At 32.0% G+C, this 16,029-nt stretch carries 14 protein-coding genes; all 14 read left to right on the forward strand.

The window, feature by feature from the left end:
- Positions 1-5 precede the first annotated feature (5 nt).
- The 14 genes from M666_RS16450 to M666_RS16525 all read left to right on the forward strand — a co-directional run bounded on the left by M666_RS16450 (position 6) and on the right by M666_RS16525 (position 15,987).
- Positions 6-3,257 (forward strand): toxin VasX, encoded by a 3,252-nt coding sequence (locus M666_RS16450; RefSeq protein ID WP_029446748.1) that lies wholly within the window; start codon positions 6-8, stop codon positions 3,255-3,257.
- A complete protein-coding gene (locus M666_RS16455) occupies positions 3,250-3,969 on the forward strand; it encodes a hypothetical protein (RefSeq protein WP_029446749.1) in 720 nt (239 codons plus the stop codon). The genes M666_RS16450 and M666_RS16455 overlap by 8 nt, the downstream gene beginning before the upstream one ends.
- 504 nt (positions 3,970-4,473) lie before the next feature.
- Positions 4,474-5,361: an RDD family protein gene (locus M666_RS20085; RefSeq protein ID WP_029446750.1), complete on the forward strand. Its 888-nt coding sequence runs from the start codon at positions 4,474-4,476 to the stop codon at positions 5,359-5,361.
- A gap of 1,588 nt (positions 5,362-6,949) precedes the next feature.
- A complete protein-coding gene (locus tag M666_RS16470) occupies positions 6,950-7,525 on the forward strand; it encodes a hypothetical protein (RefSeq protein ID WP_029446752.1) in 576 nt (191 codons plus the stop codon).
- 228 nt (positions 7,526-7,753) lie between these two features.
- Positions 7,754-8,692: a hypothetical protein gene (locus M666_RS16480; protein ID WP_029446754.1), complete on the forward strand. Its 939-nt coding sequence runs from the start codon at positions 7,754-7,756 to the stop codon at positions 8,690-8,692.
- Between the two features lie 223 nt (positions 8,693-8,915).
- The gene (locus M666_RS20090; protein WP_029446755.1) at positions 8,916-9,677 is read left to right on the forward strand and encodes a hypothetical protein; all 762 of its coding nucleotides are present in this window, start codon (positions 8,916-8,918) and stop codon (positions 9,675-9,677) included.
- Between the two features lie 62 nt (positions 9,678-9,739).
- Complete coding sequence (locus M666_RS20575) at positions 9,740-10,501, forward strand: hypothetical protein (protein WP_029446756.1); 762 nt, start codon at positions 9,740-9,742, stop codon at positions 10,499-10,501.
- Position 10,502: 1 nt separating this feature from the next.
- Entirely contained in the window at positions 10,503-11,153 is a 651-nt protein-coding gene (locus M666_RS20665; RefSeq protein WP_029446757.1) for a hypothetical protein, read from the forward strand.
- A gap of 461 nt (positions 11,154-11,614) precedes the next feature.
- Positions 11,615-11,998 (forward strand): hypothetical protein, encoded by a 384-nt coding sequence (locus M666_RS20670; protein WP_029446758.1) that lies wholly within the window; start codon positions 11,615-11,617, stop codon positions 11,996-11,998.
- Positions 11,973-12,488, forward strand: coding sequence for a hypothetical protein (locus tag M666_RS20675; protein WP_029446759.1), 516 nt, complete (start codon positions 11,973-11,975; stop codon positions 12,486-12,488). The genes M666_RS20670 and M666_RS20675 overlap by 26 nt, the downstream gene beginning before the upstream one ends.
- Positions 12,489-12,946: 458 nt before the next feature.
- Positions 12,947-13,363 (forward strand): DUF3592 domain-containing protein, encoded by a 417-nt coding sequence (locus M666_RS16510; RefSeq protein ID WP_029446760.1) that lies wholly within the window; start codon positions 12,947-12,949, stop codon positions 13,361-13,363.
- Between the two features lie 205 nt (positions 13,364-13,568).
- On the forward strand, positions 13,569-14,222 hold the full coding sequence (locus M666_RS16515; RefSeq protein WP_024481107.1) for a metal-dependent transcriptional regulator: 654 nt from the start codon (positions 13,569-13,571) through the stop codon (positions 14,220-14,222).
- A gap of 22 nt (positions 14,223-14,244) precedes the next feature.
- Positions 14,245-15,156 (forward strand): metal ABC transporter solute-binding protein, Zn/Mn family, encoded by a 912-nt coding sequence (locus tag M666_RS16520; RefSeq protein ID WP_029446761.1) that lies wholly within the window; start codon positions 14,245-14,247, stop codon positions 15,154-15,156.
- A 96-nt stretch (positions 15,157-15,252) separates the two neighbouring features.
- Positions 15,253-15,987, forward strand: coding sequence for a metal ABC transporter ATP-binding protein (locus tag M666_RS16525; protein ID WP_013552708.1), 735 nt, complete (start codon positions 15,253-15,255; stop codon positions 15,985-15,987).
- The last annotated feature ends 42 nt before the right edge of the window (positions 15,988-16,029 follow it).

Below are 16,029 nucleotides of genomic sequence, written 5' to 3' on the forward strand. Positions count from 1 at the left end.
TTACTATGAATGAAAATTTAGAATTAGAAGCTTTTCAAAGAAAATCGTTTAATCAAATAGCAGCCAAATATGAATTTACTGCCAGCTATGATGGAGCAGAATCTAAAACTAGCCCTAAATTAAATGCTTTGGTCCCTGGTATACGCCTCCATTTTTTGAGATATGGTCTGTTCAAGACCGATTCTCCAGATGATGTAGCATTCCATATTTACGGTCAAAACAATAAAAAAAAAGATTCCTATTCCGTTGATGAAGTAAAAGTAGATAATTCTAAAATACCTGAGAACAAGAACTTTTATACTGCACGAACCTCTTTAAATAAAGGCTATGTATATTTGTTCAGAGATGGGGATCCTAATGAACATTATGAGTTAGAAATTAGCGAATCTGGTACCATTTCCCACGTATTATGGGAATACAGCAAGAAGGATGGAAAATATCTGGATATAAGAGAGAGTCAGAACGATAGTGTGGACTATAAAATAATTACAGGTCTTGATAAAACATTTTGGATAGCGTATACGCCCGTGCAATGGAATATAGAACACCATTATAACTTATTGACTGATGAAAACCTTCGTAAGGAATATGGCATGGTTAAGGTTAAATGCAATGGGTTTAATATAGGTAAATCATATGAAGTTTCATCTCGAACAGATTCAGTAGTACATTACGAAGCCTTAAAATTTGTACATTACAAAGAGCATCCACGAATAAATAGTTTAAAAGCACTTGTACACCAAATAGACTCACAAGAACGAAAAGAAGACCGCAAAGGTGACAATGAAATTTTCGAAGACATGTTCATTACTTTAAATGATCCTGTTGGATGTGCTTATGATATTTGTGTTGGTATTCATACTGAAATAAACCGTTTGAAAGCCATAATGGTAAGTTTGCAAAGTGCGAAACCCATTGAAGAAATATTTACAAATATTCAAAACAACAATCAAATATCTATTGACACTTCTGATAATTCAAAACAAATTCAGTATTTACATAGACTAGCACAATTAACCTATGACTTTGTTTATAATGATCGTGAAAAAACAGAGAAATATAATTCAGATTTAATAGAAAACACCGCAGCAAATATAGCTTTAGATTTGACTGTGGGAAGCCTTTTACGTCCTTTTATAGAGAAAAATGGGGTCAAAAAAACTAAACTTGAAAAAATATTAGGTGTAAAGGAACGAGCAGATCAGAGAGCAGTTATTAATAGTTATCGAAATGATCTAGGTAATCTCAAAAAATCTGATTATTATGAGAATGCTACTGATGATTTTATGAATAGTATTCCTGATAGTATTGAAACTGCTAAAGGTATTATTGCTGATCATATAATATGGTTATCCAAGTACCCTAATATGTTCGACCGTCATTTAGATCTAGAAATAGTTTACAAACCTGAACAAGATGAATGGTATGAATATATAAAGAAAAGTATGTATTCAGAGGATATGAGTGACTCTTCCAAATCTGACAAATTATTAAATTATAAGATAGATTTACAAGATATATTTACACTTGATCTTTCTAAAAAAACCGTAAGTAATATCGGTAAAATTGTTGAGGCATATGCAGGCCATAGTGATTTTCAAGGGGGCTATGCAACAATAGCTTTGCATAATAAAATTTCCTATTTTAAAGATAAAAAGAGTGGCGTAATCTCTTTTAAATTTACTGCACTAAAAGATTTTGATAAATATTTAGCTGAAAACAAAAAGCAGATTCGCTATGTACTAGGAAAACAAAAAATATCATTACATCAATTTAAACAGAATTGGCATTTAGAATATAAGAAAATGGCTGTAGCATCGGCACAGCAATTTATTGACGAGGGTAAAGTGGTCATCAACCTTAAAAATGTGCCCAAACGTTTTGAAAGTCAATTTAAAAATTTTTATCAATCAGGTACTTTAGCAGGTGTATTACTTGTTATTGAGGCATTTGTCTTGGCAGAAGCTTTTCAAAAATATAGAAAGGAAGGGGGACTGGGTAATGCTCTTGTACTCACAGGAGCCAGTATTAAACTAGGAGCTGCCATAACTAGAATAGCAACGCAATCGAAGATTCATGAAAAGTTATTAATGGAAAAATCAGCTGAGAAATTTTCAATTTTTTCTAAATCTTTAGGTATCGCAAGTTCCGCTATTAGTGTTTATAGTCTGGCTAAGTCGTCACTTACTAGCCATTCCTATAGAGATGCTGATGCTGCTTTGGCTTATGGTATCGCAACAGGATTGAGTGGTATATTTCTAGCTGCAGATATTTCTGCATTCTATGCTGCTTGTGGAGGTGTCGCTTTTTTATCTATAGGGTTTTGGCCTGCAGCGCTTTTGGGAGGAGCAATTGTTGTATCAATATACCTTATTAATAAATATTTGAAAGATACTGAATTGGAAGCTTACTTTAAAAATTTCCCAATAAGCGACTACACACTAAATCCAGACCCAAATGAATTACCAGATAAATATATTTTGCGTTTATTGAACAATATTAGTTCCGCAATTACTGGAGAGATATATCAAGATTTTAAAGATTTAGAAATTGCTTTTATTGAGTTATCAGATATGTTAACACCTAGTCACACTCAAGTAGAAGTTTTATTAGAAAAAGATCAATTAAAAGCTGCTAGTAACAAAAAATATCATACTTCTCTACATTATACAGATACTTATGATATATATATTAATCGTTTTAAGGTACATTTATTTTCCGCTTATGGTTGTAGTGGCATCGAAGATTTAGATATTCAGGCATGGTTTTATCCAAATGGTATACACGATAATACAAAAAAAATAGAGATTACTACTTTTATTTATGATTTCCCCAAACATGGTAATCGTTCACCTAAAAATGAACAATTACCTTCTTGTATCATTGACTTTGCTGTACCACAACACTATCGATATGAATATATTTCCTCGCGTATTGGTTATGAATATAGATATGCGGAAGTGTTGTTTCTAATTAGAATAATAAATGATAAAGACAAATGTGAATATAGCCCAGAACAGCTAAAAAACGAAGACAGGTATAAACATGTATACTTAACGGTTAAGCAAACTTTTATTGGGCAAAATAGCAATTTATATGAAATTTTAGGACCACCAGAAAGTCATTATACTGGTCAAAAAACAAACAAGAACGTAAAACCCAAACAACTCACCTTAGAACAGGCTATTCGTAAACGCGACATTTTCAGCGTTAATCAGCTAGAAAATCTACAAACTTATATTCCTGAAAATGAGTAAATATATAAATAATCATCAATCTTTTATTATAACCACACCCCCCCCTTCAATAGACACAGAGAGGGTATATCCACATAAGGGAACTATAATTATAGAAGCTAATGATTTATTTTATAGGGTAGATCGGAACTATACTTCATTTTCAAGTAAAATTTTTGGTGGCTTAGCTATTATATGTGGTATATGGTTTTTAAGTCATGATGATATTGATTTGTATTATGGCACTTTTTCGGTATTTGTAATTTTTGCGGGTTTATTTTTTTTAATTTATGGCTTTACTGTTAATAAAGAGAATAAAACACTTCTGCTCGATAGAATTAATGGAATAATAAGTTATCCAGATATGTTTTACGCACCTTTATTAAAAGGTAAATTTGAAGATATAAAAGCTGTAATTTCAGTTAGTGGAGATGTTGATGGAACTGCTGGGAGAGAGTATTTAAAATTTGTAAATACATTTAAACCTAGAAAATTAGATGTGCTAAGAACTATTTCTTACAAAGATCCTTATGAGGAATGGAGTTTATATGTGTGGTATATGGATAAAAATAGACCCTTACCACCTGGTACTGCCTTTGATGAATACCGCGAGAAAGATTTTGAAAGACGTAAAAGAGAAAGTTTTCCTAAACCATTATTTGAAAGTTATATTCCTACTCCTGAGGCTACAAAAGAACAACAAGCAGAACGCAGAAAAATAGGCGGTTGGTAAAAAATAAATACACTAGCGCTGGTTTGTATCAAGTGCCCTACAGCGTAAGAAACAACTATTAAAGCTTTCCATATAGATAGCTTTAGTTCTTTTAAACAGTAAGCATAACTTTCATAATCCAATAGGAGCATATTCTGTGTCTTTTGCTACAGTATACTGGATAGATGTATTCGCAAGTAAAGCATGTTTTAATATATTATTAGAAAGCATATACTATGAAATAGATTGGGAATATAGCCTTGTTAAAAATTTTAATATTTATCTAAGGCATTAAAAACTGATGCTATTGGTATCCTAGAATAATAAACAATTGGGGCGGTACTCGTTACAAAAGAGCGCTGGCAGGGGATAGTTAATCTATGCAACAATATCAATAATATTATATCTAGCTAAATCTCTCTCCCTTATATTCACTTTTATTTACATAAATATGTTATCTTCAAACTAAAAATCAAAGATACGAGCTAAACCATTGGTAGCAATTTAAAATAAAAATTGAGAATAATGAATTTTATGACTAAATCGGAAATAAAGAATGAAGTTGGCAAAAAATGGTTTTTAGCTAATCAAAATACTCTTAATGCAAAAATCATATATATAAGCGGCCTTGATAGATTTGATCAATATTTAGGCAACAGCGATCAAAAAGATAAAAGTTCAGTAATTCATATAAAAGAAATGCCGAAAGGTTTAATAGTAAGCTTGGCTAAGCTTTTTTCAACAAATAAGGTTGGAATTAATTATTCTAAATTTAAAAGAATAGTACTTGTTAAATTTGAAAGATACTCAATAATAAAATTTGAAACAGTAGCTTCCCCTATTTTTTTCGGCTTTGCAAATAAAGATTTCGCAGAAATTGAAAGTTTTTTTGCATCTATAATAAAGATAGATTTTATTGAAGATAATAAATTACAAATAGGGTCTGAAATCAAAATTAGATTTGAAAATTACCTTTATAAGAATACCTATTTATTAACTGTTTCAACCGATGATATTAAAGCAACAAAAATTAAACGTTTACTAAATTATATAGTAGATATTTTGGTGATTACCGTAATGAGTATTCCATTAATTGACAAAACTGACTTCAGTAATTATAATTTTATAATAATAATAATATTTTTATTTTATTATTGGATTATGGAAGGTGTATTTAGCACTACTATCGGTAAAATTATCACAAATACAAAAGTCGTTGGTACTGACGGTTCAAGTTCAGATGAGACTTTTATAAGAACTATAAGTAGGATAATTCCTTTTGAAGCATTATCATTCTTGATTGGAAAAAATGGATGGCACGATAGTATTTCAAAAACTACAGTCATTGATATTGACATGCGAAAAAAACTATTATCAAAAACGTATATAAAAAATAGCTCAAATCCTTACTAACATAGAGTTTCGGGCCTCGCTAGCGCAAGCGTCTAGATTATGCCGTTACTCTATTGGTTATAATATTTTCATCACTTATTTCTTTAACGCTATTGTATTTTTGTTAATCAATTACGAGCGTGACGATCGCACTAACAGAAAATTATTTTAATCATGGAGGTTGGATACGATATTTTAGACCCAGAAATTAGACAAAACAATTTTTTACAATTAATTAATAGAAAATATACGCTTTACTATTTTCTTAGATACATAGAACGGATATTCTATAGGTTTATAAATTTATTACCATTAATTTTTCAATTAAGCCTTCTATTCAATAACTTATCGCAAGAAATTTTACAGATAATATGTCAAAAAAAACTAAAAATAACATCACCGATATTCTAATTTCTATATTTATAATAATAATATCTTCATTTATTATAATGAAATCAGTTGAAGCCTTTAACAAAAGGGATCCTGGGCCTGGATTTTTATTAATGCTTGCAAGTATATTTTTAAATATCGCTTTTTCTTTCTGCTTTATAAATAAGAAAAGTATAAAATATTTTATCGTAGCAACTTTTTGTTTTTATAATTTTTATTTCTTTTGGGCTATCAGAAAAGAAATTTCATTTAACACTGGTTCCATATTATTAATACTAATATTCGAATTTTCTCTAATTTTAATCTATGGAATATACTATCTGATTCGTAAAAAAAAGCTAATGGATGACTCACTAAATGAATAGAAAAATAACCTTAATAAGCTATAAAACTGCCGCTAACATTAATTTGTAAATTAGTCCCCTCGCGCGACATATCCGCTACCTTGGCGCACTTCTTTGAAGTGTGTCTAATTTTCTTTAGTATTTGCAATGCAATTTATTATCTTGAAACAATATCTCAGAGATATAAAGTCATAGATAGTACCGTTCCAACATTTGTAGCAATAACAATAATTGATTGGGTAGATTTATTTATTCGACCAACCTATTTTAAAATATTGGATGATTCTCTAAATTATTGTATTGCAAACAAAGAATTAACCGTACATGCGTACGTATATATGAGTAGTCATATACAGCCTATTACTAGTTCTTAAGAAAACGGGTTACAGGACATTATTCGCGATTTTAAAAAACACACCTATAAGGAATTTATAAAAGAGATAAAAGAACTTCTTGAAAGTAGAAGGGAATGCCTTTTAGCTAAATTAAATTATGCAGCAAAGCGTGTAAAGAAAGGTGTTAGTTATAAGGTTTGGAAAGATGGGTATCATCCCGTAATTTTAGATACTAGCAAAAAAATAGCACAATGTATAAATTATAATCCTGTGGCTTCAGAATTAGTTTATCATGAAAGAGATTGGAAAAACAGTTGGCTATGCAATCTATGAAGAAGACAATCCAGAAAACAATTAGTCACGCTTTACAAAAGCGCGCTAGTTTCTGTGATTATAGATGTGGCACGAGTAGTATGATGACTCTCAAATTTTAGATGATTTTGATAAAAATGTAACCTTGCTATATAGAATACTCAATAATCAAAATAAAGGTATGTATATAGATATAATAGATTCAATTTTTATAAAAGTATAGTGAATATGAAGACAATCAAAATATTAATAATAATTTCTTTCTTTTTTAGCTGCAATCAAGACGAAAATCCAATAGAAATAAGCAGTTACAGATCAAATGAGAAAGTAACTTTATTTTACAGTGCTAAAATGGAAACAATTTCTGTAATAAGTATACCTATCAATCTAAAAATTGAGAATAATTCTAATGAAAACCAAATTTTTAGAAATTACAATTATAAATATGGTAATAAACAAAAAGGAAATTCGGTTAATATTTTTTTAAATAATGATAATAAACTAAAACGACAAGGCTTTACAGATATCAAAGTCATTGAAAGTCATGAAAATAATTCTTATTTAATTAGAACTAAACATTTTGTAGATACTACCAAATTCAAAAGTAATTTTTTTAAACCCTATATTGAAAAAATGTTGAGATTAAATCAAGATACATTGAATATTGGAACAATTGCAGAGTTAGAGATTCAACATAAAGATTTGATTGAAAACCTTATTCAAAATGATAGTATCTCCTTATTATTTTTAGATGAAGAATCAGAGACAGGGTTTAGAAAAGAACTATTTTCTGCAAAATTTTAGTCTATTAAAAAAAAACTTAATAATAAATATAGCACGGTTAGAACTCCCCCCATTAACATAACACAAGCGTCTCGCTTGTGCCGTCACTGCTTTGAGTATAATATTTCATTACTCATTTCTTTCACTCTTTTGTATCTTACTCTCTCGGTTACGAGAGTGACACTCGCAATAGCGGGGACCCTCAAACTTGGATAAAATAAAAAAACAAGAAAAATTAAATTAAAAATCATGTCAATTTTTATAAATAGAATTATTATAATCTGCATAGCTGTATGTTTATTTTCTTGTAAAACGAATACAAAAGAAAAGAATGAAGGTGATAAAGTAGAATCAAACTCGTTACTTTCTTCTAAAGTTTTTTCTGAAAAAAAAACTGACACAGAATTTGTAACATACTTGTATTCAAGGATATTAGAGGATGAGGATGATGAAGAATACACAATGCAAGAATTAAAAGTACATTGGAATGATAGTCTTCATCTAAAATTTAAGATAGCTATGGAGAATACTATGTGTATTATGAATGAGCAGGAACTAGAAGCTTCGCTAATAACTAAAAATACATATCAAGTAAAGAATCATTCAATTATAAAACAATTAAAATTTGATGACAATAAAGATGAAGTAAAGTTGATATGCAAATATGGGAAATATGAAGGTGAATGTGATCCTATGGATAACATTATAATGAGAAAAGCTTCCTTTACAGGTAAAAGTGAGTTAAAGAAAGAAGAATTAGAAGAGGAAGAGAAAATTACATATGAAACTATTTACGAGCTTAAAAAGATGAAATTTTCTACGGACTGCAAAGGAGAAGATTATGTTTTCTTTTTAGTTGGTGGACAGTTTAAAACAAAATATATCTTTTTTAATTCACGACTTACAAGAATTAATGATACAGAGTATTACATCTATTTTTCACCACCATTATTAGATCCTATACCAAGTGATTTAAAAGATGCTGCGTCTTTTTCTCTAAACAAACCAATAGGTAAGATTATTAATAATATGGAAGGTGAACTACAATTCGAATGGTATGGTTTTTATAATAGAAGAACTAAAGAAAGAGAGTTTAAGCAAAACCCATTTACAAATAAAATAGAGAATAGTTCTATTGTGTTAAAATGGTGTGATATAGGTAGTGTTGATGGGATGGGTTTTAATTAATCTCATTGACCCCCTGGAACTGCCTTTGATGAATATAGGTTACAAGATTTTGAACGACGGAAAGCAGAAGGTTTCCCACGTCCACTCTACCCTAGCAATATATCTACCCCAGAAGCTACCATAGAGCAGCAAAAAGAACGCGAAGAAATTGGGGGATGGTAGTGAACGTAAATCTATTTACTTTGTTTAGTAGTTTTGGTGAGAAATAAACCAGTAATAACAGATGGAAGTAGAAGATTATAAACGAAAAATAACCCATACAGATTATGGCAAAGGAGAAACTGGATTACAGCAATATGCACATGGCGTTGATAAAGTAATTACTGAGAAAAAATTTTTTACGATATCAAAAGAATTACTGGAAAAAGACAAAAGATTTTTTGCAAACGATAACTATATAAAAATTCCTACATTTTCCAATTACCTACCTTATATTGTAGGGGGAGTAGCTTTGGTAATGATTATTATTTATCTAACTTCTTTTGATCAAGATTGGGATTTTATAGATATTCTCTTCTTTTCCATCTCCTGCATTGCTTTCGTTTTTTTTGCCGTCTACTTGTTTACCATGCCCAAAAAAGAACAAATACTTAACCGCAAAGATGGTCTGATTACATTTACGGGTTTTTATTGGCAGCCCAACGTTACTATGGCGTTTACAAATGCGATATTTTCCTACAGTACGGGCAGTGAAGATGCAACAGGGTCATTTATGCTGCAGGTAATCAGGCCAACAAAGGGCTATACATTTGAACTTTTTGGAGCGGGAGGAGGAGATTGTTATGATGATATATCCTTTATAACCTGGTATATGGACAAAAACCGTCCTTTACCACCAGGAGATGCCTTTGACCAATACCGTAAAAAAGATTTTGAAAGACGTAAAGCTGAGGGTTTCCCACGTCCACTCTACCCTAGCAATATACCCACACCGGAAGCTACCATAGAGCAGCAAAAAGAACGCGAAAAAATTGGGGGTTGGTAATAGAAAAGAAATTATTACACTTAATTTGGTTTGATAGGAAGAGAATTAAAAGAACCAAAAACATGGAAGTAGAAGATTATAAAAGAAAAATAACCCATACAGATTATGGCAAAGGAGAAACTGGTTTACAGCAATATGCACATGGGGTGAACAAAGTGATTACTGAGAAAGATTTTTTTCGGATAAGCAAAGAATTACTAGAAAATGATAAAAGAATTTATGCTAATGATAAATATATAACTCTTCCTACATTTTCCAATTACTTACCTTATATAGTTGGAGGTGTCGCTTTAGCTATGATTATTATGTTCTTAATCCCTACAGATGAAGAATGGACCTTTATGCCAATTATTATTTTTTCTATTTCTTGCATTGCTTTCGTTTTTTTTACTATCTATTTTTTTACGATGCCTAAAAAAGAAAAAATTCTCAACCGTGAAGATGGTTTAATTACCTTTACGGGCTTACTTTGGCAAAAAAACATTACAATGCCGTTTAAGAACGCAATATTCTGTTACAGCACAGGTGGCGAAGATGCAACAGGAGCCTTTATGCTACAGATCATAAGGCCCACCAAAGGCTATACTTTTGAAGATTTTATGATAGGAGCCCAATCTTGTTATGAAGATATTTCACTAATTACTTGGTACATGGACAAAAACAGGCCTTTACCCCCAGGAGATGCCTTTGATGAATATAGGTTACAAGATTTTGAGCGTAGAAAAGCAGAAGGCTTTCCCAAACCCTTGTACCAAAGCAATATTCCTACACCGGAAGCTACCATAGAGCAGCAAAAAGAACGCGAAGAAATTGGGGGATGGTAATATGAAGGAAAAGTTAATAAATGAAAATAAAAGTAATTTTTTTGCCGAAGCCAACGATCTAAATCATTTAAAAATAACCAAAGAACTTGGTTTAGGAATGATGTCGTTTAATCTTCTTATGCTTTTAGGCGGCCTATATTTTGTTTATCGTGGTTTAGTAGAAGCAGAACCCTTAGTCTATATTGGCTTAATTTGGTGCGTCGTTTGTTTAGTTTTTATCATTAAACTTGAAATAAAGAGACGAAGAAAAGGAGTTATTGATTATTCGATAGATCGGTTAGAAAATAAAATTACTTTCCCTAGTAATATTTATAAGAGACAAACAACAATTTATAATTTTGAGTCAATAAAAATTGATTTTAAATTAAAAAGGGTTTATCAAAAAAGAGAAGATGAGCAACATTATCTAATTTACCTTTTTACTAATGAGATTACAGATGATACTTTCGTTAAAGATTGGAGCTTTATTGCCTGGTATATGGATAAAAACCGCCCTTTACCTCCAGGAGACGCCTTTGATGAATATAGGTTACAAGATTTTGAAAGACGGAAAGCAGAAGGTTTCCCACGTCCACTCTACCCTAGCAATATTCCTACCCCAGAAGCTACACCAGAACAACAAGAAGAACGTGAGAAAATTGGCGGTTGGTAGTCTACTTTTAGCACATATAGTATAAGAAACAAAACCACTTATAACTAAAAAAGAACACATTTTTAACGCCAACAATTCCCCCTTTGAAGGGGGTGCCCGAAGGGCGGGGGATGTAAAATAGTAGCAGTAAACTTTAATATCTAATTCTAAGCAAAAGCCGTAAAACACCCCAGCCTATCGGCTGTCCTCTCAAGGGGAAATGTGGTAACGAAAAGCAGAAGTGAAAATAATAACGTAATTTAATACGCTTAAATTCATACAAAAACAGAACTTATATATGCTGCTCAACTTACTATTGATTCGAACAAAAAGCTTTTCTTTCCATAGGCAAGAGGCGGAAACAATAATCGTTATATGGGCATAAAAATAACGCCAAAATCTCAAGGACTTACCTTTATTAATACTAGTGAAAGTAAAAAAGTGAAAAATCTTCCCTTAACCGAACTACGTAAATATAAAACATGGCAAAACTAAACGCAAGTTTAAAAAGAGACATTACGCATATATCATATCCTTCTAATAGAAAAAGAAATGACTATTGGGCAGGTTATATGCCCTTTAAAATAACTGAGAAGCCTATAGATTATAAAGACAAATATGTAGGTGAAAAAGAAGATATTATTTTTTTAAATAATTCATATATTGTTAGTAAGGATCCTCAACATATTTTTCCATTAATTTTTGGAGGAATAACCTTGTTTATAGCTTTATACTTTTTATCCATTTTATACTTTTCTGATATATGGAGTATTTCTAATACTATTATTCTTATTTATATGTACCTCTTCCGTAATTTTCTTTACTATTTATTATTTTACAATGCCTTTAAAACAGGTGATTTTTGATAGATATAATGGTTTAATAACATTTCCTGGTTTTTTATGGAATCGTCCAATTACAATGAAATTTGAAAGTATTCGGATGTTACATGCAGGCGGAGCTTTGGGCTCACCAACCGCCGATATGTTATATGTAAAACGTCCAGATAGAATTATAGGTTCTAAATATATGCTTCACGTTGGAGGTAATCTTGATACTAATTTATCGTTTATAGTTTGGTATATGGACAAGAACAGACCTTTACCCGATGGAGATGCCTTTGATGATTACCGCAAAAAAGACTATAAACGCAGGAAAGAAGAAGGTTTTCCTCCTCCACTTTTTAGAACCTTTATTCCTACTGATGAATTTAAGTTGAAATGGCAAATAGAGCGAGACAAACATTGGAAAGATATTATTTCAACGAACCAAAATGGAGATATTTCACATCAATTATGGCAATCACCTGAAAATATTGCCTTGCATGGGGAATGGAAAGAAGTTGTTCCGCAGTAAATTTAGAATTCTGAAACAACTAAAGAATCAATACTTTTTTACTCCTAAATGAGTTGCAAATAAAAACGTCCAATCCAAATTAAATAGACTTAAACCTAAAGAATAAAAAACAATAGAATTTACACTATATTTAGGCTAACAATAAATAAACCAACCATAAATAAAAATAGTTAAACCTAAAATCATGACACCATCACTATTGTCACTAATAGCACAAGGCACCTATTCTTGCGATGAATCAAAATCTAATAGATGGTCAGATAAACAATAAACCGAACTTGTTTCTAGTTGTTCTAAGGCCAATAATAGTAGTGTTTCTGATTAAAAAGCAAATGAACCTTACTTCTGTATACAACAATAAATGGTAAAACAATATCCTACCATGGTAGCATCTCAAAACATGAGTATTTAATAAATTAGAGCACTAGCACTTTCCTGTAATTAATCCAACAATCAATATGACATTTACTCTAAAATTAATTTTCTTTACACTTGCTCTTCTAGGCGGTCTATTCCCTTTGGAAGCCCAAGAAATAGATCCTACTTGGATGGAGGCCGAAGCTACCATAACAGAAATTCATAAAAGTATTGGGCGCAGAGGTAGAACAAACGCTTTTGCAGATGTGACCTTTACCACAAAAAAAGAAGAAGCCATCCAGACCAGAGTAGAAATATTGGCCATCCCCATCTATGGCGCCGTAAAATCTACTGGTGATATCATTACTATTTATTACGATCCAGAAACCCCACAGGTGGCCAGATCAAAAAACATATCCTTCTTTAATACCTATGGCATGTATATCTTAATTGCACTAGGTATAATTCTTAGTACTGCAAGAATACTAAAAATGAGAAAAAAGTCCATCTCAGCATAACGCTTAAACACATCACAAAATAATAAATAGAGCGCCGTTAGGCGCTCTATTTATTTGAGCTGCTATCAGCTTCCACTACTAACCCCCTACTCCTTAGCACATAAAGCTTTCTTAAAGTTATATTTTTAACTTGCAGAACTATTAATTTTAGCTACATTTGATAAATTTTTAAGTATACTTAAAAATAGTTTAAAGCAATTCATTTATGTCTGTAGCAGTAGAGAATTTTGTAAAAGCGGTTTACAAAAATGCCAAGCGTACCAACGATACCAAACCGGGGATCATCGCTAAAGAATTGGGTATTTCCAATGCTGCAGCCACAGATATGGCAAAAAAACTAGCCGTTAAAGACTTGCTACATTATGAAAAATATCAAGAGTTAAAGCTCACCGTTAAAGGAAATCAAATGGCTTTAAACGTAATTCGGAAGCACCGCCTTTGGGAATCGCTTCTGTTTAAAATGTTTGATATGTCTTTACATGATATTCACCGGGAAGCAGAATTATTAGAGCATCAGACCTCAGATTTACTGGCTAATAAAATTAGTGAATACTTAGGCAATCCTAAATTTGACCCCCATGGAGATCCAATTCCTGATAAAAACGGTATCATAACCACTACAGATACTTCCTTTACCCTTTCTAAAGCTAATGAAGGTAAAACCTATATTATCTCGCGCTTAATGAGCGATGATAAAGAGTTTTTTGATTTCTGTGCACAACATGGTTTAAAATATGGCAATACCATTACCGTTTCCAAACAATTTATTAAAAATAAAATGACTCAGATTGTTGTAAATAACAATACTATACTACTAAACGAAGATTTTTCAACCATAATTTATGTGAATGAAAACTAATCAAAAAATGTCCAACACTAAAATGAAAAAATACCTTATAATTACGCTTTGTACCCTTGCTATTATTAGTTGTAAATCAGATAAGAAAGATAACGGAAAAATAAATGTCGTTACTACCACTTCTATGATCACAGATTTGGTGAAAAATATTGGTGGAGACTATATTAACCTCCAAGGCCTAATGGGCAGCGGCGTAGATCCGCACCTCTACAAGGCTAGTGAAGGCGATGTTTCTAAACTATCAGAAGCAGATATCATTTTTTATAATGGCTTACATTTAGAGGGAAAGCTGGTAGAAGTTTTTGAGAAAATGGCGCACCAGAATAAAAAAACCATTGCACTCTCAGATGCCTTAGATGAACGTACTTTAATAGGTTCAGAGTTTTTTGCTTCTAATTATGACCCACATATTTGGTTTAATGTAGACTACTGGAAAGAAGCTACCAAATTTGTTGTACTGCAATTATCAGAAGCGCTTCCAGAGCATCAGGCTGTTTTTAAAACTAATGGTGAAGCGTATTTAAATAAGCTAGAAACCCTGAAAACAAAACTGAATAAGATTATCCAAACCCTACCAGAAGACAAACGTGTATTGGTTACAGCTCATGATGCGTTTAACTATTTCGGAAAGTCTTTTGGCTTTGAGGTGGTAGGGCTACAAGGACTATCTACGGCCACTGAGGCAGGCGTACAAGACGTTCAAAAACTGTCAGATTTTATCATTGAGCGAAAAGTAAAAGCTATCTTTATAGAAAGTTCAGTGCCTAAGCGTACTATTGAAGCGGTAAAAGCTGCTGTAAATGCTAAGAAATATGAGGTAGAAATTGGTGGCTCGCTCTATTCAGATGCCTTAGGGAATCCGGGTACGGCAGAAGGCACTTATATTGGTATGTTTGAATACAATGTCAATACCATCGTAAACGCTTTAAAATAATGGAATCTAGAAGCTATTTCCTGCTATCCGCTGTATCTTTTTTGATGAAAAATCAAAAAAGTATGCCGCTACTATCAGGGCTAAACACCTATTAAAATGACAAATATAGCCGTAAAAGTAGATGATTTAACCGTAGCGTATAACTACAAACCTGTACTTTGGGATATCGATTTAGAAATCCCCGAAGGAGTACTTATGGCCATCGTTGGCCCCAACGGCGCAGGTAAATCTACCTTAATAAAATCTATTTTGGGAATCTTAAAACCCTTAGCAGGTAGCGTTACCATTTATGGTAAACCTTATAACAAGCAACGCTCTTTAGTTGCCTATGTACCACAAAAAGGGAGTGTGGATTGGGATTTTCCTACCACGGCATTAGATGTGGTTATGATGGGTACCTATGGTAGCCTAGGGTGGATAAAGCGTCCAGGACAAAAAGAGAAGAAATCGGCCTTAGAGGCCTTAGAAAAAGTAGGCATGCTTGCTTTTCAGAGCCGACAAATCAATCAGCTTTCTGGCGGACAACAACAACGTATCTTTTTAGCACGCGCTTTAGTACAAGATGCAGCTATCTATTTCATGGATGAACCCTTTCAAGGGGTAGATGCTACTACGGAAATTGCCATTATCAACATCCTAAAGGAATTACGTAAAGCCAATAAAACAGTCATTGTAGTGCATCACGATTTGCAAACCGTACCCGAATATTTTGATTGGGTTACCTTTTTAAACGTAAAGAAAATTGCCACAGGCCCCGTAAAAGATATTTTTAATGATGATAATTTAACCAAAACCTATGGCATTAATTTTAAAGTTAGTGTGCAAGAATAGCGATTAGAGGTTGAAGAGAAACATTAGTAGAACTGTCTAAGA

This window comes from Cellulophaga baltica 18, from assembly GCF_000468615.2.
Classification (GTDB): Bacteria; Bacteroidota; Bacteroidia; order Flavobacteriales; family Flavobacteriaceae; genus Cellulophaga; species Cellulophaga baltica.

Coding starts and splice junctions, on each gene's coding strand:
- M666_RS20090 (WP_029446755.1), top strand. CDS start 8,916: ATGGAAGTAGAAGATTATAAACGAAAAATAACCCATACAGATTATGGC.
- M666_RS20670 (WP_029446758.1), top strand. CDS start 11,615: ATGGCAAAACTAAACGCAAGTTTAAAAAGAGACATTACGCATATATCA.
- M666_RS16455 (WP_029446749.1), top strand. CDS start 3,250: ATGAGTAAATATATAAATAATCATCAATCTTTTATTATAACCACACCC.
- M666_RS16510 (WP_029446760.1), top strand. CDS start 12,947: ATGACATTTACTCTAAAATTAATTTTCTTTACACTTGCTCTTCTAGGC.
- M666_RS16520 (WP_029446761.1), top strand. CDS start 14,245: ATGAAAAAATACCTTATAATTACGCTTTGTACCCTTGCTATTATTAGT.
- M666_RS20665 (WP_029446757.1), top strand. CDS start 10,503: ATGAAGGAAAAGTTAATAAATGAAAATAAAAGTAATTTTTTTGCCGAA.
- M666_RS16480 (WP_029446754.1), top strand. CDS start 7,754: ATGTCAATTTTTATAAATAGAATTATTATAATCTGCATAGCTGTATGT.
- M666_RS16515 (WP_024481107.1), top strand. CDS start 13,569: ATGTCTGTAGCAGTAGAGAATTTTGTAAAAGCGGTTTACAAAAATGCC.
- M666_RS20675 (WP_029446759.1), top strand. CDS start 11,973: ATGCCTTTAAAACAGGTGATTTTTGATAGATATAATGGTTTAATAACA.
- M666_RS16450 (WP_029446748.1), top strand. CDS start 6: ATGAATGAAAATTTAGAATTAGAAGCTTTTCAAAGAAAATCGTTTAAT.
- M666_RS20085 (WP_029446750.1), top strand. CDS start 4,474: ATGAATTTTATGACTAAATCGGAAATAAAGAATGAAGTTGGCAAAAAA.
- M666_RS20575 (WP_029446756.1), top strand. CDS start 9,740: ATGGAAGTAGAAGATTATAAAAGAAAAATAACCCATACAGATTATGGC.
- M666_RS16525 (WP_013552708.1), top strand. CDS start 15,253: ATGACAAATATAGCCGTAAAAGTAGATGATTTAACCGTAGCGTATAAC.
- M666_RS16470 (WP_029446752.1), top strand. CDS start 6,950: ATGAAGACAATCAAAATATTAATAATAATTTCTTTCTTTTTTAGCTGC.